This is a genomic window from Streptomyces cinereoruber, assembly GCF_009299385.1.
Lineage (GTDB): Bacteria > Actinomycetota > Actinomycetes > Streptomycetales > Streptomycetaceae > Streptomyces > Streptomyces bikiniensis.
The window spans coordinates 7,293,333-7,319,414 of the sequence record NZ_CP023693.1; the positions used below are offsets into that span (position 1 = coordinate 7,293,333).

30 protein-coding genes are annotated in these 26,082 nt (G+C 75.0%); 15 read left to right on the top strand and 15 right to left on the bottom strand.

From position 1 onward, the window contains the following. Positions 1–26: 26 nt before the first annotated feature. Entirely contained in the window at positions 27–191 is a 165-nt protein-coding gene (locus tag CP977_RS34310; protein WP_159057830.1) for a hypothetical protein, read from the top strand. Between the two features lie 87 nt (positions 192–278). Here CP977_RS34310 and CP977_RS32785 read toward each other — a convergent pair whose 3' ends face one another. Next, positions 279–572: a hypothetical protein gene (locus tag CP977_RS32785; RefSeq protein ID WP_062760142.1), complete on the bottom strand. Its 294-nt coding sequence runs from the start codon at positions 570–572 to the stop codon at positions 279–281. 406 nt (positions 573–978) lie between these two features. Between CP977_RS32785 and CP977_RS32790 the strand changes: the two genes are divergently transcribed. From CP977_RS32790 to CP977_RS34535, 4 genes are all read left to right on the top strand, one after another. Next, positions 979–1,632 (top strand): SRPBCC family protein, encoded by a 654-nt coding sequence (locus tag CP977_RS32790; RefSeq protein WP_152371372.1) that lies wholly within the window; start codon positions 979–981, stop codon positions 1,630–1,632. Positions 1,633–1,870: 238 nt separating this feature from the next. Continuing rightward, positions 1,871–2,407 (top strand): cysteine hydrolase family protein, encoded by a 537-nt coding sequence (locus tag CP977_RS32795; protein ID WP_062760143.1) that lies wholly within the window; start codon positions 1,871–1,873, stop codon positions 2,405–2,407. A 262-nt stretch (positions 2,408–2,669) separates the two neighbouring features. Then, positions 2,670–3,146, top strand: coding sequence for a universal stress protein (locus tag CP977_RS32800; RefSeq protein WP_152371373.1), 477 nt, complete (start codon positions 2,670–2,672; stop codon positions 3,144–3,146). 56 nt (positions 3,147–3,202) lie between these two features. Then, positions 3,203–3,613: a DUF6213 family protein gene (locus CP977_RS34535; protein ID WP_183953389.1), complete on the top strand. Its 411-nt coding sequence runs from the start codon at positions 3,203–3,205 to the stop codon at positions 3,611–3,613. On the opposite strand, the gene ligD is transcribed toward CP977_RS34535, so the two are convergent. Continuing rightward, positions 3,561–4,478, bottom strand: coding sequence for a non-homologous end-joining DNA ligase (gene ligD / locus CP977_RS32810; RefSeq protein WP_152371374.1), 918 nt, complete (start codon positions 4,476–4,478; stop codon positions 3,561–3,563). The two genes, CP977_RS34535 and ligD, sit on opposite strands and share 53 nt — an antisense overlap. 265 nt (positions 4,479–4,743) lie before the next feature. Here ligD and CP977_RS32815 point away from each other — a divergent pair, with 265 nt between their 5' ends. The 4 genes from CP977_RS32815 (at position 4,744) to CP977_RS32830 (ending at position 8,897) form a co-directional block, all read left to right on the top strand. After that, positions 4,744–5,934, top strand: a complete 1,191-nt coding sequence (locus tag CP977_RS32815; protein ID WP_062760146.1) for a zinc-dependent alcohol dehydrogenase — start codon at positions 4,744–4,746, stop codon at positions 5,932–5,934. 99 nt (positions 5,935–6,033) lie between these two features. After that, positions 6,034–7,305, top strand: coding sequence for a cytochrome P450 (locus CP977_RS32820; RefSeq protein ID WP_104860320.1), 1,272 nt, complete (start codon positions 6,034–6,036; stop codon positions 7,303–7,305). 41 nt (positions 7,306–7,346) lie between these two features. Next, the gene (locus tag CP977_RS32825) at positions 7,347–7,571 is read left to right on the top strand and encodes a hypothetical protein (protein WP_062760147.1); all 225 of its coding nucleotides are present in this window, start codon (positions 7,347–7,349) and stop codon (positions 7,569–7,571) included. A gap of 60 nt (positions 7,572–7,631) precedes the next feature. Next, positions 7,632–8,897 (top strand): cation:proton antiporter, encoded by a 1,266-nt coding sequence (locus tag CP977_RS32830; RefSeq protein WP_152371375.1) that lies wholly within the window; start codon positions 7,632–7,634, stop codon positions 8,895–8,897. A 74-nt stretch (positions 8,898–8,971) separates the two neighbouring features. Here CP977_RS32830 and CP977_RS34315 read toward each other — a convergent pair whose 3' ends face one another. Further along, entirely contained in the window at positions 8,972–9,118 is a 147-nt protein-coding gene (locus CP977_RS34315; protein WP_167309020.1) for a hypothetical protein, read from the bottom strand. Positions 9,119–9,265: 147 nt separating this feature from the next. Next, positions 9,266–9,844 carry a TetR/AcrR family transcriptional regulator gene (locus CP977_RS32835; RefSeq protein ID WP_062760149.1) on the bottom strand — a complete coding sequence of 193 codons (579 nt, stop codon included), beginning with the start codon at positions 9,842–9,844 and terminating at the stop codon, positions 9,266–9,268. A 197-nt stretch (positions 9,845–10,041) separates the two neighbouring features. On the opposite strand from CP977_RS32835, the gene CP977_RS32840 reads away from it, so the two are divergent. The 5 genes from CP977_RS32840 to CP977_RS32860 all read left to right on the top strand — a co-directional run bounded on the left by CP977_RS32840 (position 10,042) and on the right by CP977_RS32860 (position 13,562). Next, positions 10,042–10,449 carry a VOC family protein gene (locus tag CP977_RS32840; protein ID WP_062760150.1) on the top strand — a complete coding sequence of 136 codons (408 nt, stop codon included), beginning with the start codon at positions 10,042–10,044 and terminating at the stop codon, positions 10,447–10,449. A gap of 52 nt (positions 10,450–10,501) precedes the next feature. Next, the gene (locus CP977_RS32845) at positions 10,502–10,780 is read left to right on the top strand and encodes a hypothetical protein (RefSeq protein WP_152371376.1); all 279 of its coding nucleotides are present in this window, start codon (positions 10,502–10,504) and stop codon (positions 10,778–10,780) included. 82 nt (positions 10,781–10,862) lie between these two features. After that, the gene (locus CP977_RS32850) at positions 10,863–12,284 is read left to right on the top strand and encodes an FAD-dependent oxidoreductase (RefSeq protein ID WP_152371377.1); all 1,422 of its coding nucleotides are present in this window, start codon (positions 10,863–10,865) and stop codon (positions 12,282–12,284) included. A gap of 202 nt (positions 12,285–12,486) precedes the next feature. Continuing rightward, on the top strand, positions 12,487–12,738 hold the full coding sequence (locus CP977_RS32855) for a BON domain-containing protein (protein WP_062760153.1): 252 nt from the start codon (positions 12,487–12,489) through the stop codon (positions 12,736–12,738). Next, a complete protein-coding gene (locus CP977_RS32860; RefSeq protein ID WP_062760154.1) occupies positions 12,735–13,562 on the top strand; it encodes a metallophosphoesterase family protein in 828 nt (275 codons plus the stop codon). The genes CP977_RS32855 and CP977_RS32860 overlap by 4 nt, the downstream gene beginning before the upstream one ends. Positions 13,563–13,647: 85 nt before the next feature. Here CP977_RS32860 and CP977_RS32865 read toward each other — a convergent pair whose 3' ends face one another. Beyond that, positions 13,648–14,523 carry an SDR family oxidoreductase gene (locus CP977_RS32865; RefSeq protein ID WP_062760155.1) on the bottom strand — a complete coding sequence of 292 codons (876 nt, stop codon included), beginning with the start codon at positions 14,521–14,523 and terminating at the stop codon, positions 13,648–13,650. A gap of 169 nt (positions 14,524–14,692) precedes the next feature. Here CP977_RS32865 and CP977_RS32870 point away from each other — a divergent pair, with 169 nt between their 5' ends. Then, complete coding sequence (locus CP977_RS32870; RefSeq protein ID WP_152371378.1) at positions 14,693–15,061, top strand: PRC-barrel domain-containing protein; 369 nt, start codon at positions 14,693–14,695, stop codon at positions 15,059–15,061. Positions 15,062–15,168: 107 nt separating this feature from the next. Here CP977_RS32870 and CP977_RS32875 read toward each other — a convergent pair whose 3' ends face one another. From CP977_RS32875 to CP977_RS32920, 10 genes are all read right to left on the bottom strand, one after another. Then, the gene (locus CP977_RS32875) at positions 15,169–15,450 is read right to left on the bottom strand and encodes a WhiB family transcriptional regulator (protein ID WP_062760157.1); all 282 of its coding nucleotides are present in this window, start codon (positions 15,448–15,450) and stop codon (positions 15,169–15,171) included. A 520-nt stretch (positions 15,451–15,970) separates the two neighbouring features. Further along, positions 15,971–17,074: an NUDIX domain-containing protein gene (locus tag CP977_RS32880; RefSeq protein WP_152371379.1), complete on the bottom strand. Its 1,104-nt coding sequence runs from the start codon at positions 17,072–17,074 to the stop codon at positions 15,971–15,973. Positions 17,075–17,331: 257 nt separating this feature from the next. Continuing rightward, a complete protein-coding gene (locus CP977_RS32885; RefSeq protein WP_229991446.1) occupies positions 17,332–19,053 on the bottom strand; it encodes a PP2C family protein-serine/threonine phosphatase in 1,722 nt (573 codons plus the stop codon). A gap of 213 nt (positions 19,054–19,266) precedes the next feature. Next, positions 19,267–20,421, bottom strand: a complete 1,155-nt coding sequence (locus tag CP977_RS32890; RefSeq protein WP_062760160.1) for an RNA polymerase sigma factor — start codon at positions 20,419–20,421, stop codon at positions 19,267–19,269. Then, on the bottom strand, positions 20,421–20,837 hold the full coding sequence (locus CP977_RS32895) for a YciI family protein (protein ID WP_062760161.1): 417 nt from the start codon (positions 20,835–20,837) through the stop codon (positions 20,421–20,423). Before CP977_RS32895 ends, CP977_RS32890 begins: the two co-directional genes overlap by 1 nt. 155 nt (positions 20,838–20,992) lie before the next feature. Continuing rightward, complete coding sequence (locus tag CP977_RS32900) at positions 20,993–21,283, bottom strand: hypothetical protein (protein WP_062760162.1); 291 nt, start codon at positions 21,281–21,283, stop codon at positions 20,993–20,995. Positions 21,284–21,409: 126 nt separating this feature from the next. Then, positions 21,410–22,990, bottom strand: coding sequence for a phytoene desaturase family protein (locus tag CP977_RS32905; protein ID WP_062760163.1), 1,581 nt, complete (start codon positions 22,988–22,990; stop codon positions 21,410–21,412). Beyond that, a complete protein-coding gene (locus CP977_RS32910; RefSeq protein WP_167309021.1) occupies positions 22,987–24,516 on the bottom strand; it encodes an SDR family NAD(P)-dependent oxidoreductase in 1,530 nt (509 codons plus the stop codon). Before CP977_RS32910 ends, CP977_RS32905 begins: the two co-directional genes overlap by 4 nt. Positions 24,517–24,588: 72 nt before the next feature. Continuing rightward, positions 24,589–25,710 carry a YihY/virulence factor BrkB family protein gene (locus CP977_RS32915; protein ID WP_062760166.1) on the bottom strand — a complete coding sequence of 374 codons (1,122 nt, stop codon included), beginning with the start codon at positions 25,708–25,710 and terminating at the stop codon, positions 24,589–24,591. 43 nt (positions 25,711–25,753) lie between these two features. Next, positions 25,754–25,999, bottom strand: a complete 246-nt coding sequence (locus CP977_RS32920; protein ID WP_152371381.1) for a hypothetical protein — start codon at positions 25,997–25,999, stop codon at positions 25,754–25,756. Positions 26,000–26,082 lie beyond the last annotated feature (83 nt).

Consider the following 26,082-nt stretch of genomic DNA (forward strand, 5'->3'; position numbering starts at 1 on the left):
CCGAACGAGACCGAGGAGCGACCCGCATGACCCAGCACCGGAACGAGCCCGACCCGCGCACCACCCCTCCCTCCGAGGCCCCGGGGGAGAGCGGTGACGAGGAGGCGCGGAAGGAGGCGGCCGACGCGGTCGTCGGCGAGGCGGGGGACGACGAGGACGAGGACGACGGGAACGACGAGGCCCCCGCGTAGGGGAACGTCCGCGCGGTGACGCCGGGGAGGGCCGTGAGAACGTCACGGCCCTCCCCGGCGTACGCGCCCCGAAGGGCCCGGAGGCCCTCAGGCGGTTCTGGCGGGAGGCGCGCTCCCCGGCGCCTGGAGCGGTACGGAGCCCGGTCCGCTCGCCGTCAGGGCGATCCCGAGGCTCGCGCACATCCTGCGGGCCCGGGCGAGCGCGCTGAAGGAGGCCGGGGACGGGCAGGGCGTCGGGAACTCGAGGAGCACCCGGCCGGGACGGTAGGCGGAGACGATCGCCTCGATCTCCAGGGCCGCCGCGGCACGGCTGGTGACGTCGAGCTCGCGAAGGAGCCTCAGGTGCAGGACGCCGTCCTTCAGGGCATGGCTCACGAGCATGGTCTACCTCCCGGACCGGGTGGGCGCCGCAAACGCGGCACGAGGCGGTGATCAGGCACGAGGCCGGTGATCGGACGATCGGTGGGAGGGACCGGCGAGCGGTCCCGGTGCGGCGCACGGTGAGCGGTTCGTGGAGCTCGACGGGAACACCGCGAGCGCCGCATCCTCGGCGCGAGCCGGCCGCGGGGCCGTTCTCCGTCGCAGGACGCTCCGTGTCCAGCCTGAAGCAGCTCGACAGGTCGTTGCCACCCTCCATTATGCAAGGAACCCGCCTGCCTGCACCTTTCCCGTTCCGGTGCCGCGCACCGGAGTTCGGGATCCGATCAGGGCCCGGACGAAGCCTGATTGAGGCGGGGGCGGCCGGGTACGCGGGCAGCGACCACAACGGAACGAAGGAGGCAAACCGGTGAGTACGGTCGAGAAGACCATCGATGTGGACGTCCCGGTACGGAGCGCCTACGACCAGTGGACGCAGTTCGAGGAGTTCCCCCACTTCATGGAAGGTGTGGAGGAGGTACGGCAGGTCGACGACCGCCACTGCCACTGGCGGACCAAGGTGGCAGGAGTGCGGCGCGAGTTCGACACCGAGATCGTCGACCAGCTGCCGGACGAGCGCGTCGCGTGGCGCACCGTGGGCGGAGAGGTCCGGCAGAGGGGCGTCGTGACCTTCCAGCCGCTCGACGAGGGCCACACCAGGGTCCGCCTCGCGATGGAGGTGGAGCCGGAGGGCGTGGTGGAGAAGACCGGCGACGCCCTCGGGATCCTCGACCTGCGGGTCAAGGGCGACCTGAAGCGGTTCAAGGGGTTCATCGAGGAGCGCGGTCGGGCGACCGGCGGCTGGCGCGGCCGCGTCCGCCCCTCGGACGCCGCGGGCCCGGCCCCGACCGGCGGCACCCCGGGCAGCGTCCCCGGCACGAACGCCGGCACCCCGCGTCCGACGGGCGGCGTCCCCGGCACGACGGGCCGGACGGGTCCGACCGGTGACGTCCCCACCGTCCCGGGCCAGACCGACAGGTCCTCGCACGACGCGGGCGCCTGGCCGCCCGCCGACCGGCCCTGACGACGGCGGGCGGTACCGAAACACCGGACCGGGGCCGGTCGCGCGGACGGACGACGTCCGCGCGACCGGCCCCGCGGCCTTCCCGTGACCTTTGACCTTCCACGACAGGCCCCGCCTCCGCCCCTGCGGCCCACCGTGACCGACCGACCGACCGCCCCCGGCCACGGACGGCCACCCCGCCCACCCCCGCCGGAGGCCGAACGCGCGCCCGGACCGACGATCTGGAAGCCTGGGAAACATGAGCAAGACCGCCCTCGTCGTCATCGACATGCTCAACCGCTACGACCACCCGGACGCGGAACTCCTCGTCCCCTCCGTCACCCGGGCGCTCCCCGCCGTGGTGCGCCTCCTGGAACGGGCCCGCGAGCGGGGCCTGCCGGTCGTCTACGCCAACGACAACTTCGGCAAATGGCGCTCCCACCACGGGGAGATCCTGGAGGCGGCCCTCGGCGGCCCCCACGCCGACCTGGTCGACCCGGTGCGCCCGGACGAGACGTCGTACTTCGTCGTCAAGGCGCGCCACTCCGTCTTCTACGAGACCCCGCTCGCCTATCTCCTGGGCACGCTCGACGTGGACCACCTGGTGCTCTGCGGGCAGGTCACGGAGCAGTGCGTGCTCTACTCCGCCCTCGACGCCCACATCCGGCACCTCTCCGTCACGGTCGCCCGGGACGCCGTCGCCCACATCCACGAGGACCTGGCCGACGCCGCCCTGCGCATGATGGAGACCAACATGGACGCGCGCATCCGCCTCGCCGACGAGGCCCTGGACTGACCCCGCCCCCGGACCCCCGCAGACCCCCGGGACGGACGCGCACGGAGGCGGCTGCCGGGCGGGCCCGGCCCACCCGGGGCACATTGGTACGGAGGGGCGACCGCCCCCACGCCGGGCCGCCCGCGCGTACGGCACGTGCTGCCGGGTAGTCGGTCGGCAGGAGACCCGTCCCACCGGCGGGTGGCGAAGAACGGGAGACGGGGCCGAACCCGCCGCCCGGGCCCTGACCGTCTTTCCCGGCGTGAGCGAGAAGGGGCACGACATGAGCACCGATGACGGCACTTCCCGCGTGGTCGTGGGCGTGGACGGCTCGCCGGCCTCGCAGGCGGCCCTGCGCTGGGCGCTCCGGTACGCACGGCGCACCGGCACGACCGTGCACGCGGTGGGGGTCTACGACCTTCCCGGCACGGAGGGGTGGTCCGCGCCGGCCGTGGACGTGCTGTTCGACGAGGAACAGGCCCGGCGCTCGCTCTCCGAGGAGCTCGGCGCGGTCCTCACCCCGGGCGACGACGACGTCCCCCTGGTCCACCACGTGGTGCGCGGGAACCCGGCCCAGGTGCTGATCGACCAGTCGGACGGCGCCGAACTGCTCGTCGTGGGAAGCCGGGGCCGGGGCGGGTTCGCGAGCCTGCTCCTCGGTTCCGTGAGCCAGCAGTGCGCCGCGCACGCGTCCTGCCCCGTCGTCATCGTCCGCCCGGAGACGGCCGACGGCACCCCGCCCGCGGGCGACACCCCCTGAAGACGCGCCCGAACGCGCGTCGGCGACACGGAGGTCGGATCATCATGAACGCATCCATGTCCTTGGTGCTTCTGCCGGACGGCCATCTCGTGCTCCCCGCCGACGAGGTGACCGGCCTGCTCCGGCACCTCGCGGCCGGGTGGCTGGAGTCGACCGGCGAAGATGACCTCGACCTCGCACCGGAGACGGTGGTGGCCCTGGCGGGAGCGCTGACGGAGGTCGCCGACCGGATCGACGTGGAGTGCATCGCGCTCGCGCCGCGCGGCGACGAGGACCCGTTCGACCAGGAGCGGCCCTTCGTCGACGGGAGCGGCGAGGAGGACCCGCCCGGGGAGGGCGGCCCGTTCGACGACGGAAGCGCCTTCGACGACGGCGGCCCGTTCGAGGAGGGGCGACCCGACGACGGGAACCCCCTCAGGGACGAGCACGGAGACCCGTACGACGGAGGCGGTCCGCCGCAGCCCTGAGGGAGCGCCCGCGCGGAGCCGGCCCCCACGGGTCCTCCTTCAGGAGCAGGTCCACGTCGGTGAGGCGCCGGGCGCGCGCGTCGAACTCCGGATCGTCCAGGTCGCCCCAGCCGACCGGGGCCGCGACGGGCGCGCCGGCCCTGGCCCGCACCGTGTACGGGGCCACGGCGGTCTGCCCGTACGCGTTGCGCTGGACGTCGAGGTAGAGCCGCCCCTCCCGTGCCTTCTTCCGCACCTCGGTGGTGAGCCGGTCGGGGTGCCGGGCGGCGAGCACCCCGGCGACGTCGGAGGCGAAGGCCCGCACGTCGTCGTAGGGCGCCTTCCGGTCCAGCGGCACCAGGACGTGCAGCCCCCGCGAGCCGGTGGTCATGAGCAGCGACGGCAGCTCCAGCTCCTCAAGGAGGTCGCGCAGCCACCGGGCGGCGTCCCGTACCGCCCCGAACCCCTCCTCGGACGGGTCGAGGTCGAAGACCAGCCGGTCCGGGTGGTGGGGGCGGTCTGCCTTCGACAGCCACCGGTGCAGGGTGACGGAGCCCTGGTCGGCGAGGAGGACCAGGGTGGCCGCGTCCTCCGCCAGGACGTACGTGACGGTGCCGCCCTCCTTCGGCATCTCGGCGCGCCCCACCCAGTCCGGGAAGTGGTCCGGCACGTCCTTCTGGAAGAAGCCCCGGTCGCCGACGCCGCCCGGATGGCGCTCCAGGGTCAGCGGGCGGCCGCGCAGGTGCGGCAGCATCCGCGGGGCCACGGCGCGGTAGTACTCCGCGAGGTCGGCCTTGGTGAGGCCGTCCTCGGGGAAGAGCACCTTCTCCGGCCGGCTGACCGTGACGGCGCGCCTGCCCGCCCGTACCTTCAGGGTCTCCGTCATCGCGTCCTCCCTCTCCGTGCTCGCTGTCCGTCTTCGTGGTCCGTCTTGGTCGTTCGCGCACGCCGTCCGTACGTGTCGCCCGCGCGCTCGCCCGGGCTCCGGCTCCGGGCCCGTCCCGGGGGCGTCCCCTACGGAGCCGCTACCCGCGAAGGCGCGCGGCTACCGTGCGTCCCCGCCGGGCGGCGGGCCGCCGGGAGGCGCATACGACCGGCCGTCCGGGGCACTCGCGCCGTGACCCCGCAAGCCGCACGTGAGGAGCTCGACCATGAGGGCGTTGACCTGGCACGGACACCGGGACGTACGCGTGGACACCGTGCCCGACCCCCGGATCGTCGACCCGACGGATGTGATCGTCCGCGTCACCTCCAGCGGCATCTGCGGCTCCGACCTGCACCTTTACGAAGTGTTCGGGCCCTTCCTGGACCCCGGAGACATCCTCGGACACGAGCCCATGGGGATCGTGGAGGAGGTCGGCCCCGAGGTGCGGAACCTCAAGGTCGGCGACCGGGTCGTGGTGCCGTTCAACGTCTCCTGCGGCACCTGCTGGACGTGCGGCCAGGGCCTGCAGTCCCAGTGCGAGACCACCCAGGTCAGGGAGTACGGGACGGGCGCCTCCCTCTTCGGCTACACCAAGCTCTACGGGCAGGTCCCCGGCGGCCAGGCCGAGTTCCTGCGCGTCCCCTTCGGCGACACCCTGCCCATCAAGGTCGGCCAGGACGCCCCCGACCAGCGCTACCTCTACCTCTCGGACGTGCTGCCGACCGCCTGGCAGGCCGTGGCGTACGCCGACGTCCCGCCCGGCGGCACCGTGACCGTCCTCGGGCTCGGCCCCATCGGCGACATGGCCGCCCGCATCGCGCTCCACAAGGGCGCGAGCAAGGTCATCGGCGTGGACCTCGTCCCCGAACGGCTCGACCGCGCCCGCGGCCGCGGCGTCGAGGTCCTGAACCTCAAGGAGCACGGCAAGGAACTCGGCGACCGGGTGCGGGACCTCACGGACGGCCGGGGCACGGACGCGGTCATCGACGCCGTCGGCATGGAGGCCCACGGCGCCCCGCTCACCAAGGCCGCGCAGAAGATCCCGGGCTTCCTCCCCGACGCCGTCGGCCAGAAGATGATGACCAAGGCCGGCATGGACAGCATGGCCGCCTTCGACACGGCGGTCGACGTGGTCCGTCGCGGCGGCACCATCAGCCTGTCCGGCGTCTACGGCGGCGCCGTCGATCCCGTCCCGATGTTCAGCCTCTTCGACAAGCAGATCCAGCTCCGCATGGGCCAGGCCAACGTCTGGCGGTGGGTCGAGGACATCCTCCCGCTCCTGGACGACGCCGACCCGCTCGGCGTCGACGACTTCGCCACCCACACCCTGCCCCTGGAGGACGCCCCCGAGGCGTACAAGACGTTCCAGGACAAGAAGGACGGCATGATCAAGGCGGTGCTGACCCCCGGCCGCTGAACGGGCGCGTGCCGCCCCGCCCCCCGGCCGGGCGACACGGAACGGTGTGAAATCACGACTTCGTGGAACCCGTCTCTCATGAAAGCGACACCACAGGAAATGTCCGGCCCCACCCGCCCCCCGCTGCTCGACGGCACCGCGTCCCTCCTGATGAAGGGGTACGGGTGGCTCCCCGACGTGCGCCGGCGGGCCGGGAACGCCCCGGCCGTTCCCGTGCGGATCCTCGGCCGGCGCGGAGTCGCGCTGCACGGCAAGGAGGCGGTGGACTTCTTCTACGACGAACGGCACGTCCGCCGGCACGACGCCCTGCCCGGCCCCCTCCTGGACACCCTGTTCGGCCGCGGAGCCGTCCACACCCTCGACGGCGGGCCGCACCGCGGCCGGAAGGCGCTGTTCCTGACGCTGCTCAAGGACCCGGAGCGGATCGCCGCCCTGGTGGAGCACGCCCGGGACGCCTGGGACCGCGCCGAGGCCGGCTGGCAGGACCGGGAGCGGGTGGTCCTCTTCGACGAGGCCGCCCGCGTCCTGACCCGGGCCGTGCACGACTGGGCCGGCGTCCCGCTGTCCGACGACGAGGAGGAGACCGCCGCGCGGGACCTCGTGGCCATGGTGGACGGCTTCGCCGCCGTCGGCCCCCGGCACCTGCGCGCGCGGCGCGCGAGGACGCGGCAGGAGCAGCGGCTCGCCCCGCTGATCGAGGAGCTGCGGTACGCGGGCGCCCCGTCCGGGCAGGCGACGATCGCGCAGGCGGTGGCCGCGCACACCGACGCGAACGGCCGGCAGCTCGACCCGCACACCGCGGCGGTCGAACTCCTGAACGTCCTGCGCCCCACGGTCGCGGTCACCTGGTTCCTCGTCTTCGCCGCCCACGCCCTGCACCGCTGGCCGGAGCACCGCGAGCTCCTGGCGACGGACGAGCGGTACGCCTGGGGCTTCGCCCAGGAGGTCCGCCGCTTCTACCCCTTCGCCCCGTTCACCGGCGGCCTCGCGGCGGCCGACACCCGATGGGGCGGCGTCCCGATCGAGAAGGGCAGCCTGGTCCTCCTCGACCTGTACGGACACGACCACGACCCCGACCTGTGGCCGGAGCCGTACGCCTTCGACCCGACCCGCTTCACCCGTCCGGGCGCGACGATCGGCCGCGACGACCTCGTGCCGCAGGGCGGCGGCGACCCGGCCGAGGGCCACCGGTGCCCCGGCGAGGACATCACCCTCGCCCTCCTGGCCTCCCTGGTCCCGCGCCTCGCCCGGCTGCCGCACGACGTGCCCGACCAGGACCTGTCGATCCCCCTGCACCGCGTGCCGACGCTCCCGCGCAGCGGCTACGTCATGGAACGCGTCCGCCTGGCAACGCCGGCGACGGCGGGCTGACCGCCGCGCCGCACCACCCGACACCGGAGAAGGAGACACCCATGAGCGACGCGTACACCCCGGGGAACTCGGAGGACCCGATACCCCGCGACCGCGAGGACGAGCAGGCCGCCGAGGGCGAGGACCCGCTGGCCATCCCCGTCGTACGGGACCCGGGCGAGGAGGACCTGCCGGACACCGACGTGTCCGGCACGGGGCCCCGGGAACACCCCGAGAGCGGGACCGTCAACCCCGAGCACCCCGCCCCCGACGAGCCCGCCGACTGACCGGGACGCCGCCGCCCGCACCGCCCTCACCTTCACCTCTATGGGAACGGAGTCCTGCCCGTGAGCCCCGCCGACCTCGTGTTCACGGCCCTGGGACTGGGAGCGCTGGCGGCGGCGGTCCTGCCCAGGCTCGTGCGGCGCATGCCGTTCTCGATGCCCATGGTGTTCCTGGCCGTCGGAGCCCTGACCGGCCTGCTGCCCCTCCCGATGCCCGAACTCGACCCCGTGGCGGACCGGGCCTGGGTCGAGCACGTCACCGAGATCTGCGTGATCGTCTCCCTCATGGGCGCCGGACTCGCCCTGAACCGGCCCTTCGGGCTGCGCTCCTGGGCCGGGCCGTGGCGGCTCCTCGGCATCACCCTGCCCCTGACCGTCGCCGCGACCACCGCGCTCACCTGGTGGCTCTTCGACTGGCCGGTGGCCACCGCGCTCCTGGTGGGAGCCCTGCTCGCGCCGACCGACCCGGTGCTGGCCGCGGAGGTGCGGGTGGGGGAGCCGACCGACGAGGACGACGACGAGGACGAGGTCCGCTTCACGCTCACCGCCGAGGCCGGCCTCAACGACGGCCTCGCCTTCCCCTTCGTCCTCGCCGCCGTCGCGCTCGCCGGAGCCGGCGGCGTCTGGACGGCGGCCGACTGGGGGCGCTGGTTCGGCATGGACCTCGTGGGCAAGACGGTGATCGCCGTCGTGATCGGGATCGTCCTCGGACGGCTGCTCGGCTGGATGTTCTTCCGGGCCGGGGCCGAGTCGCTCAGGCTGTCCGAGCACATGGAGGGCTTCGTCGCGCTCGCCGCGACCTTCCTCTCGTACGGCCTCACCGAACTCGCCCACGGCTACGGCTTCGTCGCCGTCTTCGTCACCGCCTGCGCCGTCCGGGCCGCCGAGCGCGGCCACGGCTACCACAAGGTGCTGCACGGCTTCACCGAGCAGATCGAACGCCTCCTGACGGCGGCCCTCCTCTTCCTCCTGGGCCACTACCTCGCCGCCACCGGCCTCGCGTCGCTGACCTGGCCGATGGTCCTGTTCGCCCTGGCCCTGATCGTGGTCGTCCGCCCGGTGACGGGGTGGGTCGCCCAGCTCGGCTTCGTCACCGGCCCCCGGGAGCGCGTCGTCACCGCCGTCTTCGGACTGCGCGGCATCGGCTCCCTCTTCTACCTCGCCTACGCGCTCGGCCACCACGGGTTCGAGGACCGGGCCCACGAACTGTGGGTGCTGACCGCCACCACGGTGGCGTTCTCCGTACTCCTCCACGGAGCGAGCGCCACTCCGGCCATCCGCCGGCTCGACCGGCTGCGCGAGGCCCGGCCGTCCGACGCACCGCCGTGAGCCCCCACGCGCCCGGCCTCGCGGTCCGGCCGGTGCCGGGCCGCGAGGCCGGGGAACTGGTGGGGGACGATCCGTCAGCGGCGTCCCCGCAGCCTGCCGAGGGCGCGGCGCGCCCGGGCCCGGGTCCGGGGGTCGGCGGCGGCGCGCCGTACCGACGCGATCGCCCGCCGCCCCTGGGGGCTGCGACCGAACCGCTTGATGCGGGTCAACAGTGCGGACATGGAGCCTCCTGTGCTCGTACGCCATCCGCGGATGTCCGGTGGGGGAGCGCCGCTCCCCGGGGCCCCCGGACACGGCGGCCGTCGCTTCCGCGTACCCCCGATGCGGCCGGGCACGCGACGGAACGTCACGAGCCCCCGGGGCGCCGCCTATCCGGTCGTCACGATCCGCTCGACCGCCGCCGCCACCAGCTGCTCGCGCTCCGCCTCGGTGAAGACGTCCGGCAGGGTGAGCTGTTCGACGATCAGCCAGTTCAGGGCCAGGATGAGGAGTTTGACGGCAGTGGCGTCGCCGGGGAGGCCGGAGGCCTCGTGGTAGGCGACGTTGGCCTCGACGTCGGCCCGGACCCGTTCGGTGAGGACCTTGCGCAGCTCGGGGCGGCGGGTGGCCTCCAGACGGAGTTCGAGCAGCGCGAGGTAGCCGGTGCGGAAGGAGGCGATCCGGCCGACGAGCTCGCGCATCAGCTCCGCGTAGGTCTCCCGGTCCCGGCCGGCCGACTGCTGCCGGGCGATCGTGGCCTCGTCGGGCTGGAGGCGCTCGTAGACCCGGGCGCCGGCCTGGGTGAGGAGGTCGTCGCGGTTGGCGAAGTAGTTGGAGGCGGTCCCGGCGGGAACGGCCGCCTCGGTGTCCACCGCCCGGAACGTCAGGCCCCGGGCGCCCTGCGCGGCCAGCACCTCGATCGCGGCGTCGACGAGGGCCGCGCGCCGCTGGTCGTTCCGTCTCACCATGCACACCACTCCATCCGTAGTACCGGCTTCACACCACTCCGGCAAGAGTACTGCGGGTGGAGTACCGAGAGACGCGCAAGCCCGCGCGCTGCGCGGCCACCACCCCCCCGCCCGCCTCGCCCGCACCACCCGGAAGAGGAGCCGTCGAACGCCGACTCCCCTGGCCTGAAAGGCCTTTGGCGGGGCACACGCATCCCATGACCGTTTCCAAGACCGGCGTCCTCGTCCTCGACAGCACCGACCCCGAACCCCTCGCCCGCTTCTACGCCGCCCTGCTCGACGCCACCGTCGAACCCAGCGCCGGCGACCCCGACCTGCTCCTCGTCTCCGGCTCCGCGGGCGTCGTCCTGGGCATCCGCCGCGACCCCGGCCAGGCACCGTCGAGCTGGCCCCGGCCGGACGACTCCCAGCAGGCCCACCTGCTCATCCTCGTGGCGCCCGACGCGCTCGACGAGGCCGAGCGGGAGGCCGTCTCCCTGGGCGCGCGGCCCGTCTCCGCCGACCGGAACGGCACCCGGCTCGACCGGCGCACCGACACGCGCCGCTACACGGACCCGGCCGGCCACGCCTTCGTGCTCGCCCCCACCGGCGGTGTTTCCGCGTGACGCCCGGGGGCAGCCGCCCCCGTGCCCGCCCGCACGACCGAGGAGGACCACCATGACCCGTCACGAGCGCCGCCGCACCTTGCCCGCGGACGGCCCGCCGCGGACCACGCCCTCGGAGGCCGTCGGTGAGAGCGGCGACGTCGCGGCACGCCGGGAGGCCGAGAAGGCGACCCGGGGCCGTACCCCCGACGACGAGGGCGGCATGACCGCCAAGCGCCAGTCCCCGGGCCTGGGCCGCGAGGAGCAGCGCCGCCCGCTCGGCCGGAGGGGCGAGGCCGAGACCGAGGAGGACCAGGGCCTGTCCGGCGGATCAGGGTCGGACAGGCCCTAGGGGGTGTCTCCCCCCTCGGCGACTGCGCCCGCCCGCCCCGGGTAGACGCCGGGCGGACGCCCGACCGCCCGGAGGAGGGATCATGCCCGGACCCGGAAGCTCGTACTGGATGGAGTCGGCGCCGCCCGGCCGCGCGCACCCGCCGCTCGAAGGCGACCTCACCGCGGACACGGTCGTCGTGGGCGCCGGGATCGCCGGCCTCTGCACCGCCCGCGCGCTCCACCGCGCCGGACGCGACGTCGTGGTCCTGGAGGCCGGCCGGATCGCGGCCGGGGTCACCGGGCACACCACCGGGAAACTGACCTCCCTCCACGGCCTGCGCTACGAGCCCCTGCGCCACGACCAGGGGGAGGAGGCGGCCGCCAGGTATGCCGCGGCCCAGGAGGACGCCCTGCGGGAGGTGGTGCGGCTGTGCGGGGAACTCGGCGTCGACGCGGAGATCGAACACCGCCCGGCCTACACGTACACCTCCGACGAGGAGCGGACCGGGGAGATCCGCGCGGAGGCGGCGGCCGCGGCCGGAGCCGGCCTGCGGGCCACCGAGGTGACCGGGGAGCCCGGAGAGGCCGGCACGGGGCTCCCGTACCCCGTCGCGGCGGCGGTCCGCGTGGAGGACCAGCTGCAGTTCCACCCGCGCCGCTTCCTGCTCGCCCTGGCCGACGACCTGGTCGCGCACGGGGGCCGGATCCACGAGGGCACCCGCGTCACCGGTCTCAAGGAGGGCGCCGAGTGCCGCCTCGCCCTGGAGGGCGGGGGCACGGTCCACGCCCGTGACGTCGTCCTCGCCACCCACTTCCCGCTCCGCTGCCACCCCGCCCTCCTGATGCGCCTCTCGCTGCGCCGGGAGCTCGTCGTCGCCGCCCCCGTCGAGGAGAGCCGGGCCCCCCACGGCATGTACTGGAGCGACGAGCACGACGTCCGCTCGGTGCGCACCGCCCCGCTGGACGGGGGCCGGCGCCTCCTGATCGTCTCGGGCGAGTCCTTCGAACCGGGGAGCGGAGGCGTCCGCGCCCGGTACGAACGCCTGGAGGCCTGGGCGCGCGACCGGCTGCCCGGTTTCGCCCGGGCGCCCGTCGTCCACCGGTGGGCCGCCCAGGACGTCGACACGGTCGACGGGGTGCCATACGTCGGACACGAGCACCCCGACACCGAGCACGTGTACGTGGCCACCGGCTTCGGCGGATGGGGGCTCAGCAACGGGGTCGCCGCGGGCCGGCTGCTCACCGCGCACCTGACGGGCGCGCCCCGCCCGGACTGGACGGAGCTCTTCGACCCGCGCCGCCGGCTCCCCCTCCGCGAGACGCCCGGGGCCGTCCGGCACCAGGCCACCGTCGCCCGCCACTTCCTCGCCGGCCTGCGGACCGGCCGCCGCTGCACCCACATGGGATGCGAGCTGGGCTTCAACGAGGCCGAGCAGACGTGGGAGTGTCCCTGCCACGGCTCCCGCTTCGCGGCCGACGGCAGCGTCCTCCAGGGCCCGGCCACCCGCCCCCTGGAGGACTGAGCGCCCGGGGAGCCCCGACCGTCCGCGCGTCCCGCGCAAGAGGAGGAATGGTACGTACGGGACGGGGGAGACGCGACGGTGAAGAGCGGCCGCCCCGTACAGGAGGCACCCGCGCGGAGCGTGCCCCGCACCGGACGCGCCCGCCCGCAGGGCCGTGCGGCGGCAGGGCCGCAGGACGAGGACGACAGGACGGAGGACCGCGATGGACAGCGGCGAGAACGAGTACCGGATCGCCAGGTTCAGGGAACGCCTCGCACGCGACGACACGGCCGAACTCGGAGTACGCGTCGAGGCGCGCGGCGAGGCCGTGCTCCTGACGGGCACCGTACCGACGGCCGGCGAACGGGAGGAGATCCTCCGGCTTGCCGAGACGGAACTGGCCGGCCTCCTCGTCCGCGCGGACCTGACGGTCGCCTGCATCGATCCCCCCGAGCGACCGGAGGAGCTGCTGTGACGGCCCCGGAGCGGCGGGAGGACGGGGCCGTCGTCCGGGTGGCGGCCGTCGGCGACATCCATCTGAGCCCGGACTGCCGGGGCCTGCTGCGCCCCTCCTTCGAGACGCTGCCGCTCTGCGCGGACGTCCTCCTCCTCGCCGGGGACCTCACCCGCCACGGAACGGTCCCCGAGGCGGAGGTGGTCGCGGACGAGGTCCGGGACCTCGGCGTTCCCGTGGTCGCCGTCCTCGGCAACCACGACTACCACTCCGACCGGGAGGCGGACATCGCGCGCGTCCTCACCGACGCGGGGGTCTCCGTCCTGGAGGGCGACCGGACGGTCCTGCCGGTGGACGGCGGCCGGCTCGGCATCGCCGGCACGAAGGGCTTCTGCGGCGGCTTCGCGGGCCGCAGCGCCGGGGAGTTCGGCGAACGCGAGATGAAGGACTTCGTCCGCACCACGCGCCGGGCCGCCGAGGGACTCCACGAGGCCCTGTCCGAGCTGGCCGACTGCGAGGCGCGGATCGCCCTCACCCACTTCTCGCCGGTCCCCGACACGCTCGCGGGCGAGCCGGTCGAGATCTACCCCTTCCTGGGCAGCTACCTCCTGGCCGAGGCCATCGACGGGGCGGGCGCCGACCTCGCGGTGCACGGCCACGCCCACCTGGGCACCGAGCACGGCATGACGGCGGGCGGGGTGCGCGTCCGCAACGTCGCCCAGCCCGTCATCGGCAAGGCCTTCGCCCTCTACCACCTGCCCCTCACCCGGACGCCGGAGCACTCCGGGGCCGGGGAGGCGCCCGGCAGGGCCGGACGGCCCCCGGCGGCCGACGCCCCCATGTGACAACGCCGGCCACCACCCCGTACGCACGAGGGAGCCGCACGACCTCCGGGTCGTGCGGCTCCCTCGTCGCGGTCTCGGGGCGGCCTCACGGCAGGGGAGTGCCGCCGGTGGCATTGACGATCTCGCCGGTGATGTAGCTCGCCCCGGGCGAGGCGAGGAAGACGTACGCGGGCGCCATCTCCGCCGGCTGGGCGGGGCGCCCCAGGGGCGACTGCTCGCCGAAGTCCTTCACGTCCGGCATCGTCGCGGGGATCAGCGGGGTCCACACGGGGCCGGGGGCGACCCCGTTGACACGGATGCCGCGCTCGGCCAGGAGCTGCGCCATGCTGTGGGTGAAGGAGACGATCGCGGCCTTCGTCATCGCGTAGTCGAGGAGGTGCGGGCTCGGCTGGTAGCCCTGCACCGAGGTGGTGTTGATGATGGACCCGCCGCGCGGCATGTGGGGGAGGACCGCGCGGGAGAGCCAGAACATCCCGTACAGATTGGTCTTCATCACCCGGTCGAACTGTTCCGTGCTGATGGCCTCGATCCCGTCGGGCTGCGCCATCTGGTACGCGGCGTTGTTGACGAGCACGTCGACGCGCCCGAACTCGTCCACCGCCCGGTCGATCAGGGCCGCGCACTGCTCCTCGTCGCGGACGTCGCACTCGACGGGGACGGCCTTGCGGCCCGCCTCGCGGACCAGGCGCGCCGTCTCGGCCGCCTCGTCCTTCTCCTCGGGCAGGTGGGTGAGGACGACGTCCGCGCCCTCGCGGGCGAACGCCAGGCACACGGCCCTGCCGATCCCGGAGTCGCCGCCGGTGACGACCGCCGCCCGGCCGGGGAGCAGGTCGTGGCCCCGGTAGGACTCCTCTCCGTGGTCGGGCCGCGGATCCATCCGCTCGGTCGAGCCGGGATGTTCCTGCTGCTGGTCGGGGAACGGGGGGACGGGGTGGTGCGGGGGGTTCTCGCTGGTGTTCATGAGGTGCGGGTACCCGGCGGCCCGGCCCGTATCCCGCCCTCCGGCCGGACAGGAGCCGTCCGGCCGTCCCCCGGCGGCACGGGAATGAGCCGGGGGGACCGGGGCAGGCGGATTCCGGACGGCGGCGGACCGCCGGCCGTCCTTCCCCCACCGGAGGAGTTGTCGGGACATGACCGAGCACACGTGGAGCTACCGTTCGACCGCCGGGCACCTGGCGGGCACCGATCTGACCGGCTACAAGGTCGAGGCGACCGACGGCGGCATCGGGAAGGTGGACAAGCACTCCGACGAGGTCGACGACTCCTACCTGGTCGTGGACACCGGCGTCTGGATCTTCGGCAAGGAGGTCCTGCTGCCCGCGAGCACCGTGACCCGCATCGACCCGGAGGAGCGGACGATCTTCGTGGACCGCACCAAGGACCAGATCAAGGACGCCCCGGAGTTCCACCGCGACACGCACCTGGACGACAAGGTCTACCGCGAGCAGCTGGTCACGTACTACGGACTGGGCGGACCCTTCGGCGGCCGTCTCGTCTGACGGGCCGGACGGGAGCGAGGGGCGGGGCCGAACTCGATGAGTTCGGCCCCGCCCCTCGCTCCCGCTGTTCCCCTCGTCAGCCCCGCCGAAAGGGTGCCGGGCGGACCCTAGGCCGCCGCCGTCCGCAGGGCCAGCTCGCGTTCCTGTTCCGTCAGCCCGCCCCAGACCCCGTAGGGTTCCCCCACGCTGAGCGCGTGCTCCAGGCAGCGGGCGCGCACGGGGCACGTCGCGCAGACGGCCTTGGCGGCCTCCTCGCGCGCCGTCCGCTCCGGCCCCCGCTCGCCCTCGGGGTGGAAGAACACCTCGGTGCCCACACCTCGGCACGCCGCCGACATCTGCCAGTTCCACTGGTGCTCCGCCCGCCCGGGCAGATGCGACACCTTGGCCATCCCGGTCGTCCTCCTCGCATCGGTTCGTGAATGCCTCCAATGTCGCGTCTGGCCGCAAAGGACACCTCGAAACGCCCGTACGGCGGAAAACGCGCCGCCGGAGCCGACCCGGACGGCCGTCGGCCGGCCGTGTCCTCCTGGGCGAGGCAGTGCACGCCGCCCCGCTCCAGGTGCGTCTTCACGTGTGCGTCCGAGGCGCCGCTGCCGATGAACCTATCGACGGCCTCGTCGCCGAGGAACCCGCGGTAAGAGGTGTCGATCGTGCGACGCGCGAGAGCCTGGAGATCGCCGAGATCTCGCCGGTCGCGGGACGGACGGTGGGACGGTGCTGTCCGGTCGACGTGGTGGTTGCAAGCTTCGGCGGCGAGGGCGGGCTCCCGACTCCAGCCGCTCGTCCGCCGCTCGACCGAGTCGTCGCGACCGGCGCCGGAGAGCCACGGCCGCGCCCTCCCGCGACAGGACGGACGTCGCCCGCCACGGCCCCGGCCGCATGGACCGCGAGCGTTGTGGACGCTCGCGGTCAGCACCCCTGGAAGGTGACGGGACCGGCGAGTTCGGTGACGGCCCGGCGGTCGGCCCGGGGCACGCCGAGGAGGGTACGGGCCCGGTGCACGGCCGCGAGCTGCGCGGCCCCGTGCGGGCCCCAGTCGAAGAGCTCCAGGGCCTGCTCCGGGGTGGCCAGGACCCGGACCGGCGCGCGGCCCGCGGCCGGGCCGGCGGGCGGCGGGCCGACCCGCGTGAGGACGGCGGCGTGGCGGACGAGCGCGTACGCCCCGTCCGGGCCGAGGAGGTGCCCCAGGTACAGGGGGCGGGCCGCCGCGACCGCCGCCTCCTCGCCGGCCCCGCGCACCAGGGCGGCCCAGGGGTCGCCGTGGTCCACCGGTCCGGGCGCGCCGCCGGGCAGCCGGGCCGCGCCGGTGCCGGGGTCGAGGAGGACGAGGACCCGCCCGTCCGGGGCGAACAGCCAGCCTCCCGAGCGGCGCACCGGAAGGCCCTCCGGGACCGGGGCGGGACGGAAGGGGAAGTGCTCGCGGGACCGCGCGGTGCGCAGGGCGCCGACCCGGTCGAGGACACCGGGGGCGATCGGCACGCCGTCCTCCAGGAGCGCGGGGCCGGCGCCGTCGATGCGGGCGCGCAGCGCGGACAGGACCCGGCGGGCGTCGCCCGGGATCATCAGACCGGGCAGCTCGGCGGGCTCGACGAACTCCACGGCCTCGACCTCGTGCCCGGGGAGCCGGATCGCGGCGATCCGCTCCTCGTCCCAGACGCCCCCGTCGTAGACGTGCAGGATCTCGCCCGGGAACCGCATGACCCCGGGCGCGCCGAAGGCCCCGGCGGAGACCCAGTCGACGGCGAGGCCCCGGTCGACGACCGCCGCGACGCCGAGCTCCTCCCGCAGCTCCCGGGCGGCGGCGCGCGCGGGCGACTCGCCCTTGTCGACGGCCCCGCCCGGCAGCAGGCACGAGGGGCGGTAGTCGACGCGCTGGACCAGGATCCGCCCGTACCCATCGGTGATCAGCACCGACGTCCCGGCCCACAGGGCGGCGGAGGCGCGCAGTGCCCCGTACTCCTCGTCGGTGATCGACGTGCCGGGAGACTCGTCGGGGGCGGAAGGCGTCGTCATCTCTCTCCGATCGGTGCGGCGCCCCGGCGGGGCGGCGAGGAAGGGGGACGTGGCGCGGACGGCGGGCCGGTACGGGCGCCGGCGCCGCGGACACCGTCTCGTTCCCCGGCGGTCCGGCGGCCACACGCCCGTCCCGGTCCGCTCAACGGACGGGGGAGCGGGGCGACACGCCCCCTGCGGAGGAGCGGACCGCACGGCCGTTCACCCCCACCCGCGCAGCCGCCCCGTCCCACGGCGGGGCACGACGCCGTACGCGCTCAGTCCACCCGGATCCCCAGGACGCACGCGTCGTCCTCGTGGCCCGCGATCTCGGGATCGGCCAGCAGCGCGTCGATCAGCTCCCGCGGCTCCAGGTGGGACGAGGCCGCCAACGCCTCCGCGAGCCGACCGATCCCCACGGTCACGTCCTCGCCCCGGTGCTCGACCATGCCGTCCGTGTAGAGGACCAGCAGGTCGCCCGGGAGCAGCGGCGTCGACGAGGTCTCGTACGCGTACCCCGGCAGCGCGCCGAGGAGCGGGCCGCGCTGCCCGGCCTCCAGCGGCTCGGCGCGGCCGTCGCGCAGCAGCAGCGGCGCGGGGTGGCCGGCGTCGGCCCAGTGCAGGACCCTGCCCTCGTCGAGGTGGCCGACCACCACCGTCGCCGTCTTCCCCGCCGGATCGCTGCACACCAGCTCGTTCAGCCAGGTCGTGATCTCCCCGGCGGACGCGCCCGTCTGCGCCAGGCCCGCCAGGGCGTGCCGCTGCTGCGCCATCCGCGCCACGGCCTCCAGGCCGTGCCCCGACGCGTCGCCGATGGCCACGAGCACCCGGCCGTCCGGCAGCAGCCGGCACTTGTACCAGTCGCCGCCCACCGCCGCGTCGGGCTCGGCCGGCCGGTAGGAGGCCGCCACCGTGAGCCCGACCGCCGCGAGCGCCTCCGAATGGGTGGGCAGGATCGCCTCGCGCAGCGTGTCCGCGATCCTCCGCTCCGCCTCCGTCTGCCGCCGCAGCAGGTCCGTCTCCCGCTCCGTCTCGGCCAGCCGCCGCCGGCTGCGGATCTGCGGCGTGAGGTCGCGGGCCACCAGGTTGAGGGCCCACGCCCGGCCGTCCGTCCCGGTGGCCGGCCGGCCGAGCAGGTCGAGCGTGCGGACCTCGCCGAGCACCACGAAGCGGATCCGGGTCCAGGCGGGCTCCTCGCCCGCGAGCACCGACGTGAGGAACTCGGCGAACGCCGTCAGGTCGTCCGGAAGCAGCGCGTCGCACAGCTGCTCGAGCGACCACGGCATGCGCACGTCGGCGTGGAGGATCCGGCTGAGCCCCTCCGACCAGGTCACCTTCCCGGAGAGCAGGTCCCAGTTCCCCCACCCCATCGAGGCGATGAACTGCGCGTCGATCGTCATCATCTCGGCCGGGCTCTGCAGGGGCCGCCACGTCACGAGCACCTGCTCGCCGCACCGGGCGGCGGTGTACAGCAGCGGGGTCCGGTGGATCCGCCCGAGCCGCTGCTCCGTGTAGTCCACCACCTGCCCGTTCAGGGGCTTGCCGGTGCCCACCACGTCCGTCAGGGCGGCGAGCAGGCCCGCGTCCGCCGCGCCCGGCCGCGCCTCCAGGAAACGCTGCCCGACCTGGTGGTCCGGCTCCTCCAGCCAGTCCGCCGACCGGATGCGGTTGCCGGCCACGATCCGGAAGTCCGGGATGCCGCCCGACTCGTTCCACAGCGGCTCCAGCAGGACGGCCGAGGCCGGGATCGCGGCGAGTATCGAACAGGTCCCCCGGGCGCCGGGCTCGTGACTGCCGCACATGCACGGCGAGGCCTCACCCGTCTCCACGGAGGACGGCAGCACGGCCAAGGACCGCACCGGGGAAGCCCGCTCGGTGCCGGACGGCGCGCCCAGCGGGCGCTCCGCGGTCCGGCGCACCGCCGCGCGCAGGGACGTGACCTCACGGCCGATCATGTCCTTGAGGGCATCGACGCTGTCGGGCAGGGGAAAACTCATCATCTGCCTCCGCGCACCACACGACGTGCCGCTCGCCCCGAGCAGCGGCGGCGCCCCGTTCGGCTCCACCGGCCGCTCGCCCGGCGGCGACCCGCACGGCCGCCAGGGTCCCGGCCGCCACGAGGCGGCTGCCCATCACCGACCGATTCATGCGCGGCCCGCCCCGCGCGAAGCGACCGCGCCCGGGGAAACGACCACGCGACGGCCTCGGCTCCCTCAGCGCCTCCGTTCGCTCCGGTCGGCGTTGAGCCGGGCGGCCCGCCGCGTCAGGTGGTCCCGCTCGGCCAGGTTGGGCGCCCTGCGGGCCGCCTCCGCGTACAGCCGCGCCGCCGTCGCCGTGTCACCGGCACGCTCGTGGAGGTACGCCGCCACCGCCGTGTACCGGGGCAGCGAACCGTCCAGTGCCGCGAGCGCCGCGAGACCGGCCCGCGGCCCGTCCGCCTCGCCGACCGCCACCGCGCGGTTGAGCCGTACGACCGGACTGTCCGTCAGGCGCGCCAGCTCGTCGTACCACTCGACGATCTGCACCCAGTCCGTCTCCTCCGCGGTGGGCGCGTCGGCGTGCAGCGCCGCGACGGCGGCCTGGGCCTGGAACTCGCCCAGCCGGTCGCGCGCCAGGGCCGCCCGGAGGATCCCGACGCCCTCGGCGATCATCCCCGTGTCCCACCGGCCCCGGTCCTGCTCGGCGAGCGGCACCAGGGCGCCGTCGGGCGCGGTCCGGGCCGCGCGCCGGGCGTGGTGGAGCAGCATGAGGGCGAGCAGCCCCGCCACCTCCGGGTGGTCGATCACGGCCGCCAGCTGCCGGGTGAGCCGGATCGCCTCGGCGGCGAGGTCGACGTCACCCGAGTACCCCTCGTTGAAGACCAGGTAGAGGACCCGCAGCACGGTGGCCACGTCGCCGGGCCGGTCGAGGCGCACGCCGGAGACCGTCCGCTTGGCCCGGCTGATGCGCTGCGCCATGGTCGCCTCGGGCACCAGGTAGGCCTCGGCGATCTGGCGCGTGGTCAGCCCGCCCACGGCGCGCAGCGTGAGCGCGACCGCCGACGACGGCGTCAACGACGGGTGGGCGCACAGGAAGTGGAGCCGGAGCGTGTCGTCCACGGCGGGCACGGGTCCGGGCGCCGGCTCCTCCTCGACGCGGTCCTCGCGCCGGCGCCGGGCGGCGTCCGCCCGGGTCGCGTCGAGGAACCGGCGCCAGGCCACGGTGACCAGCCAGCCCTTCGGGTCCCGCGGCGGATCCGCCGGCCAGACGCGGACCGCCTCGACCAGCGCGTCCTGCACGGCGTCCTCGGCCGCCGCGAAGTCGGCCCCGCGGCGGACGAGGATCCCGAGGACGCCCGGCACGAGGCCCCTGAGCAGGGCCTCGTCCATCAGTGGCACCACTCCGTGGCGGTGGGCGGCGCGCTCAGGAACGGGCGCACCTCCAGCCACTCGTGGATCGGCTTCCCGCCGGCCCCGGGGGCCGCCGACAGCTCGCCCGCCAGCTCGACGGCGCGCTCGCGGGTGTCGACGTCGATCACCATCCAGCCAGCGATCAGGTCCTTGGTCTCGGCGAACGGCCCGTCGGTGACCGGCGGGCGGCCCTCGCCGTCGTAGCGGACCCACGTCCCCTCGGGTGCCAGCGCCTGGCCGTCGACGAACTCCCCGCTCTCCCGCAGCCGGTCCGCGAAGTCGTTCATGTACCGCATGTGCGCCGAGATCTCCTCCGGCGTCCACCGGTCCATCGGCACGTCGTTGACCGGGTCCGGGGCGCCCCGGTAGTGCTTCAGCAGCAGGTACTTGGCCATCGTGATCTCTCCTCGGAGGGGGTGCGGCCCATTGTGGTCGCGTTCACCCCGGGGACGGAGCGGGGCACGGTTTCTCGACATCGCCGCCCGAACTTTTTCTCGCGGTACGCGTGCGAGGGGGCGGCCCCGGCCCGGAGCCGCCCCGAAGACGGAGGTCAGCCGGCCGCGCCGGGGACCCAGTGGTTGTGGACGCGCATGATGCGCGGGGCGACGCCGGTCTCGGGCCAGCCGTGCTCGGTGGCGACGGGCATCATCTTCTCGACGAACGCGTTCATCTGCTGCTCGGTCTCCCACATGTCGAAGACCTCGAGCCCGTCGTCGGTCGACACGCACGCGTGGGCCAGGCAGCCGTCGAAGATCTCGGGCATCTGCTGGAGAGCGGCGTTGAGCTTGTCGTACTGCTCCGTGGTGACCCCCGGGACGACGGCGTGGACGAAGAACGCCATGGCGGTCCCTCCTCGTGAGGCGGGGCGGAGGGCCCCGGTCCGCCCCTGTGGCGGCGGTCCGCCCCTCTCTCCTGCCCAGCACATCACCTACTGCCCCGTACGGCATCCGAGCGGCCCGGCACCGCCTCAGCGGCGCCGCCGGGGGAGGTGCGGGCCCCTGAGGGCGGCGCGGGCCGCGTTGGCGCCCGGAGCCCCGTGGACCCCGCCGCCCGGATGCGCCGTGGCGGAGGCGAGGTAGAGGCCCTTGATCGGGGTGCGCGGCCGTCCGGTGCCCGGCACGGGACGGAAGACCAGCTGCTGGTGCAGATTGGTGGTGCCCTGGTTGACGGCCCCGCCCACCAGGGCCGGGTTGAGCCGTTCCAGGTCGGGCGGCGCCAGGACCCGCCGGGCGCGGACGGTGGCGCGGAACCCGGGCGCAAGGCGCTCGATGCCCGCCTCCACGCGGTCGGCGATCGCCTCCTTCTCGCGCTCGTCCCAGCGCCCCCGGATGCCGTCCGGCCCGGCGTCGGACCGGATGTGCTGCGGGACGTGCGTGTAGCCCCACGCCGATTCCGTACCGGCGGGGGAGCGGGTCGGGTCCGCCGTGGTCATCTGCCCGAGCACGGTGAACGGCACCTCCGGCACCTGCCGCATGGCGATCTGCCCGGCGAAGCGGGTGAGCGCGTCCATGCCCTCGGCGACGTGCACGGTCCCGGCTTGGCGCGCGCCCTCCGAGGTCCAGGGGATCGGGCGGTCGAGCGCCCAGTCCACCTTCACCGTGGAGAAGTCCCACTGGAAGCGGCGCAGATCGGCGCGGAGCCGTGGCGGCAGGTGCTCCTCGCCGACGAGGCGCCCGTACAGCAGGGGCGCCGGGACGTCGGCGAGGACCGCCCGCCGTACCGGGACCTCGGTGCCGTCCTCGGTGCGGACGGCGACCGCCCGGCCGCCCCGGACCACCACCCGGGCCACGGGGTGGCCGCAGCGCAGTTCGCCGCCCCGGGCGAGCAGCCGCGCCACGAGCGCGTCGGTGAGCCTGCCCGCCCCGCCGACGGGCACGGGGAAGCCGTGGTCCTGCCCGAGCATGCTCATGAGCCAGCCGAAACCGCCGCCGAGGGCCGACTCGGGGCCCAGGTCGGCGTGGAGCGCGTTCCCGGCGATCAGCAGTTTCCCGCCCTCGCCCGCGAAGTTCTCCTCGCCGAAGCGCCGCGCGGGCAGGAGCATCGTGCGCAGCAGCCGCAGCGCGTCGCCCGGCCCGGTGCGGGCGAGGAGCCGCGCCCCCGCCCGTACCGGCGGGAACGGGGTGAACAGGCACCCGATCAGGTCGTCGGCGACACCGCGCCAGAGCCGGTGCAGCCGCTCCCAGGCCGCGCCGTCGCCGGCGGCGAAACCGGCCGCCGACGCGGCGGTCTTCCGGACGTCGCGGTCGAGGACCGCGCAGCGCCCGTCGGCGAGCGGATGGGCCACGACGGCGGGGGCGTGGCTCCAGCGCAGCCCGTACCGGTCGAGCCCGAGGTCCCGGATCACCGGCGACGCGGCGGCGAGCGGGTAGAAGGCGCTGAAGGTGTCGTGGACGTAGTCGGGGTGGACGCCCCGGTCGCTGCGCACGGCCCCGCCCGGCTCGTCCATGGCCTCCAGGACGACGACGTGCCATCCGGCGTCGGCGAGGAGGTTGGCCGCCACCAGGCCGTTGGGTCCGGCGCCGACGACCACGGCGTCGGGCGCCGTCACGTCCGCGCTCCCCGCTCCCGGCCCTCCCGGGAGGTGGCGACCTCCTCCAGGCGCGCCAGCATGCTGCGGTGCCGCCAGCGCGTCAGCACGTCGACGGCCGTGTTGTGCCAGCGGGCCGCCGGGCCCCGCAGGGGGTGCTCGTCGACGACGACGAGGGTGCCGTCGCCCCACGGTTCGAGTCGGAAGGCGATGCGGGCGGTGCCCAGGTCGGTCTTCGCCTCCAGTTCGAGGCGGCGGCCCGGTTCGCAGATCCGGGAGGTGGTGCGGCCCCGGTACGACTTCGGCCCGAGCTTCAGCACGTACCCCAGCTCCGCGCCCGGGGCGGGCCACTCCCCGTCCTCCTCCCACGTGTCGTGGGTGCCGGTCACGAACCGCGAGTACAGCCGGCCGTCGCTCAGGACCGACCAGACGTCCTCGGGCGGGGCCTCGACGAGACGGTTCCACTGTGCCATGGCTGCGATCTCCTCAGGAGGGAAGACGGGGGAGTCAGGGGGAGGGGCAGGAGGGGAGCGGGGAAGGACGTCGGGAGCGGACCCGGAGGACGCCGGCCACCGCGCCGGCCCCGACGGCCAGGGCGGCGGCCCGGCGGCCCGCCGGCCCGCCGTACGGAGCCGCCCGTGCCGCCCGCCGGACACCGCCGCCGTGTCCCCGGACGGTTCGTGGAGGATGCCGGCGGTGTCCGGGGCCGTGCCCGGGGCGCCGAAGTACGCGCTCTCGGTACGCCGCCGGATCACGCGCCGCACCAGGTCGGGCGCCAGGGCGTGGGCGGCCGGAAGGAGCCGCGCGCCCGGCCCGACGGCCACGCGCCGCCGGGGGCGGACCGCCGCGCGCACGACGGCCGTCGCCACCCGCTCGGGAGTGGCGACGGCCGGCAGGGACCGGACGCGGCGGCCGGTGCGGTTGGCCGCGTGCTGGAAGAACGGGGTGTCGACACCGGTCGGCAGGAGGGTGCACACGGCGATCCCGTGGTCTCCGGAGAGCGCCAGCTCCTGGCGCAGCACCTCGTCCAGGGTGATCAGGGCGGCCTTCGAAGCCGCGTAGGGGCCCTGGTAGGGCGCCTCGACGGCGCCCCCGAGCAGGGACGAGACGTTGACGACCACGCCCCGGCCCCGGCGGCGCATCGCGGGGAGCGCGGCCTGCACCCCGTGGAACACGCCCAGGACGTTGACCTCCCACAGGCGCCGCACGTCGTCCGGCGGGACCTGGTCGAGGCGGCCCAGGACGCCGACCCCCGCCGCGTTCACCCAGACGTCGATCCGGCCGTACCGGGCGAGGGCCGCCTCCGCGACCCGGGCCGTCGCGGCCGCGTCCGTGACGTCGGCGGGGACGGCCACCGCCTCGGCCCGGTCATGGGCGGCCGCGCACTCCCGCACCACCTCGTCCAGGGCGTCCGCGCTGCGGGCGGTGACGGCCAGGCGCGCGCCGCGCGCGGCGAACGCCCGCGCCACGGCGCGCCCGATCCCGCTCGACGCGCCCGTGACCACGACGACGGTGCCGGGCGCGGGCCCGCGCTCTCGTGTTCTCATGCGTGGCATCTGACCTGTTCCGGAGGGTTCATGCACCCGGGGTGGTCCATCGGAGCGGGACCGGGCCCGCTTCTACGCCCGCTTTCCCGGCGCGTCACCGGACGGCCCCCGCCGCTCCCCGGCGTCCCGCTCCCGATCGGTCCCCTCGAACCGCCGCACGTCCTCCTCGTCCCACGCGCGCGTGTCCCGCGGCTCCGTGTACGGCTCGCGGTCCGGCGGCATCCCGCCGAGCACGGCCCGCTGCCGCACCGCCTCCGCGTCGAACTCCAGGCCCAGGAGCAGGGCCAGGTTGCTGATCCACAGCCAGACCAGGAAGACGATGACGCCGGCCATCGTGCCGTACGTCTTGTTGTACGAGGCGAACTGGCCGACGTACAGCGCGAACCCGGCGGAGGCGAGCATCCAGATCAGCAGGGCCAGGAAACTGCCCGGGGTGATCCACTTCCACCCCTTGACCTTGGCGTTGGGGCTGGCCCCGTACAGCAGCGCGATCATGGCGGACACCAGCAGGACCAGGACCGGCCACTTGGCGATCGACCACACCGTCAGCGCGGTGTCGCCGACACCGAGCGCGGTCCCGGCCTGGCGCGCCAGGGTGCCGGTGAACACGACGATCAGGGCGCTGACCACCGCGAGGACCATCAGGACGGCCGTCATCCCGACCCGTACGGGAAGGAGCTTCCACACCGGGCGGCCCTCGGGGATGTCGTACACCTGGTTGGCCGCCCTGATGAACGCCCCGACGTAGCCCGATGCCGACCAGAGGGCGAGCACCACGCCGACGATCGCCATGACGGAACCCGTGCCCGCCTGGCCCTGGAGCTGCTCCACGGCGTTGTTCAGGATGTCGCGGGCCGGACCGGGGGTGAGCTGCCGCAGGTTCTCCATCACCCGGTCGGTGGTCGACTTGCCGCTGATGCCGAGCAGCGACAGGAGCACCAGGATCGCGGGGAAGAGGGCGAGGATGCCGTAGTACGTGAGGGCCGCCGCCCGGTCCGTCAGCTCGTCGTCCTTGAACTCCCGCACCGAGCCCTTGAGGATCCCCAGCCAGGACCGGCCCTTCAGGTCGGTCGGGGCGTCCGGCGCGCGCCGCTCCACCTCGGGCCCCGGCCCGACCTCCTCGGGCGTCGGCGCCTCCCGCGCCCCGGTCTCGCCGCCGCGCTCTTCGTCTCCTGCATGGTGAGATGTGGCCATGCCCCTGCGGGTGCCCCCGCTCGGGACGTATAAGCCCACGTCGTCAGGCGGCGTCGGCGCGCCCGGCGTCCGTGCCCGGCCCGTCCTCGCGCGCGTGCCCGCCCCGGGCCGACCGGTGCCGTGCCGGACGGCGGTCCGAGGACGTCCGGCCGGGGTCCGTCACCAGCCGGAGATGGCGCCGGCCCGCGTGGCGCGAGGCCTTCGGCGGACTCGTCACCCGGTCCTCGACCCGGTCCATGAGGAACAGGAGCAGTCCCAGCAGGGGCAGCAGGAGAACGGCGATCGTCACCACGGCACATTTCCTCCTCGTCGAACGCGTCGGCCTCGCCGAACCGCGTTTCCTCGCTCCCCGTGCGGGTGCCCGGATCCGCG

What these genes read in the sequence shown, in the direction of transcription:
- CP977_RS32885 (WP_229991446.1), bottom strand. Translation starts at nt 19,053, where the DNA reads ATGATGAGTTTTCCCCTGCCCGACAGCGTCGATGCCCTCAAGGACATG.
- CP977_RS32865 (WP_062760155.1), bottom strand. Translation starts at nt 14,523, where the DNA reads ATGAACACCAGCGAGAACCCCCCGCACCACCCCGTCCCCCCGTTCCCC.
- CP977_RS32815 (WP_062760146.1), top strand. Translation starts at nt 4,744, where the DNA reads ATGAGGGCGTTGACCTGGCACGGACACCGGGACGTACGCGTGGACACC.
- ligD (WP_152371374.1), bottom strand. Translation starts at nt 4,478, where the DNA reads ATGACGGAGACCCTGAAGGTACGGGCGGGCAGGCGCGCCGTCACGGTC.
- CP977_RS32820 (WP_104860320.1), top strand. Translation starts at nt 6,034, where the DNA reads ATGTCCGGCCCCACCCGCCCCCCGCTGCTCGACGGCACCGCGTCCCTC.
- CP977_RS32855 (WP_062760153.1), top strand. Translation starts at nt 12,487, where the DNA reads ATGGACAGCGGCGAGAACGAGTACCGGATCGCCAGGTTCAGGGAACGC.
- CP977_RS32875 (WP_062760157.1), bottom strand. Translation starts at nt 15,450, where the DNA reads ATGGCCAAGGTGTCGCATCTGCCCGGGCGGGCGGAGCACCAGTGGAAC.
- CP977_RS32845 (WP_152371376.1), top strand. Translation starts at nt 10,502, where the DNA reads ATGACCCGTCACGAGCGCCGCCGCACCTTGCCCGCGGACGGCCCGCCG.
- CP977_RS32890 (WP_062760160.1), bottom strand. Translation starts at nt 20,421, where the DNA reads ATGGACGAGGCCCTGCTCAGGGGCCTCGTGCCGGGCGTCCTCGGGATC.
- CP977_RS32785 (WP_062760142.1), bottom strand. Translation starts at nt 572, where the DNA reads ATGCTCGTGAGCCATGCCCTGAAGGACGGCGTCCTGCACCTGAGGCTC.
- CP977_RS32835 (WP_062760149.1), bottom strand. Translation starts at nt 9,844, where the DNA reads ATGGTGAGACGGAACGACCAGCGGCGCGCGGCCCTCGTCGACGCCGCG.
- CP977_RS32850 (WP_152371377.1), top strand. Translation starts at nt 10,863, where the DNA reads ATGCCCGGACCCGGAAGCTCGTACTGGATGGAGTCGGCGCCGCCCGGC.
- CP977_RS32795 (WP_062760143.1), top strand. Translation starts at nt 1,871, where the DNA reads ATGAGCAAGACCGCCCTCGTCGTCATCGACATGCTCAACCGCTACGAC.
- CP977_RS32825 (WP_062760147.1), top strand. Translation starts at nt 7,347, where the DNA reads ATGAGCGACGCGTACACCCCGGGGAACTCGGAGGACCCGATACCCCGC.
- CP977_RS34535 (WP_183953389.1), top strand. Translation starts at nt 3,203, where the DNA reads ATGTCCTTGGTGCTTCTGCCGGACGGCCATCTCGTGCTCCCCGCCGAC.
- CP977_RS32870 (WP_152371378.1), top strand. Translation starts at nt 14,693, where the DNA reads ATGACCGAGCACACGTGGAGCTACCGTTCGACCGCCGGGCACCTGGCG.
- CP977_RS32910 (WP_167309021.1), bottom strand. Translation starts at nt 24,516, where the DNA reads ATGAGAACACGAGAGCGCGGGCCCGCGCCCGGCACCGTCGTCGTGGTC.
- CP977_RS32915 (WP_062760166.1), bottom strand. Translation starts at nt 25,710, where the DNA reads ATGGCCACATCTCACCATGCAGGAGACGAAGAGCGCGGCGGCGAGACC.
- CP977_RS32800 (WP_152371373.1), top strand. Translation starts at nt 2,670, where the DNA reads ATGAGCACCGATGACGGCACTTCCCGCGTGGTCGTGGGCGTGGACGGC.
- CP977_RS34310 (WP_159057830.1), top strand. Translation starts at nt 27, where the DNA reads ATGACCCAGCACCGGAACGAGCCCGACCCGCGCACCACCCCTCCCTCC.
- CP977_RS32895 (WP_062760161.1), bottom strand. Translation starts at nt 20,837, where the DNA reads ATGGCCAAGTACCTGCTGCTGAAGCACTACCGGGGCGCCCCGGACCCG.
- CP977_RS32900 (WP_062760162.1), bottom strand. Translation starts at nt 21,283, where the DNA reads ATGGCGTTCTTCGTCCACGCCGTCGTCCCGGGGGTCACCACGGAGCAG.
- CP977_RS34315 (WP_167309020.1), bottom strand. Translation starts at nt 9,118, where the DNA reads ATGTCCGCACTGTTGACCCGCATCAAGCGGTTCGGTCGCAGCCCCCAG.
- CP977_RS32840 (WP_062760150.1), top strand. Translation starts at nt 10,042, where the DNA reads ATGACCGTTTCCAAGACCGGCGTCCTCGTCCTCGACAGCACCGACCCC.
- CP977_RS32880 (WP_152371379.1), bottom strand. Translation starts at nt 17,074, where the DNA reads ATGACGACGCCTTCCGCCCCCGACGAGTCTCCCGGCACGTCGATCACC.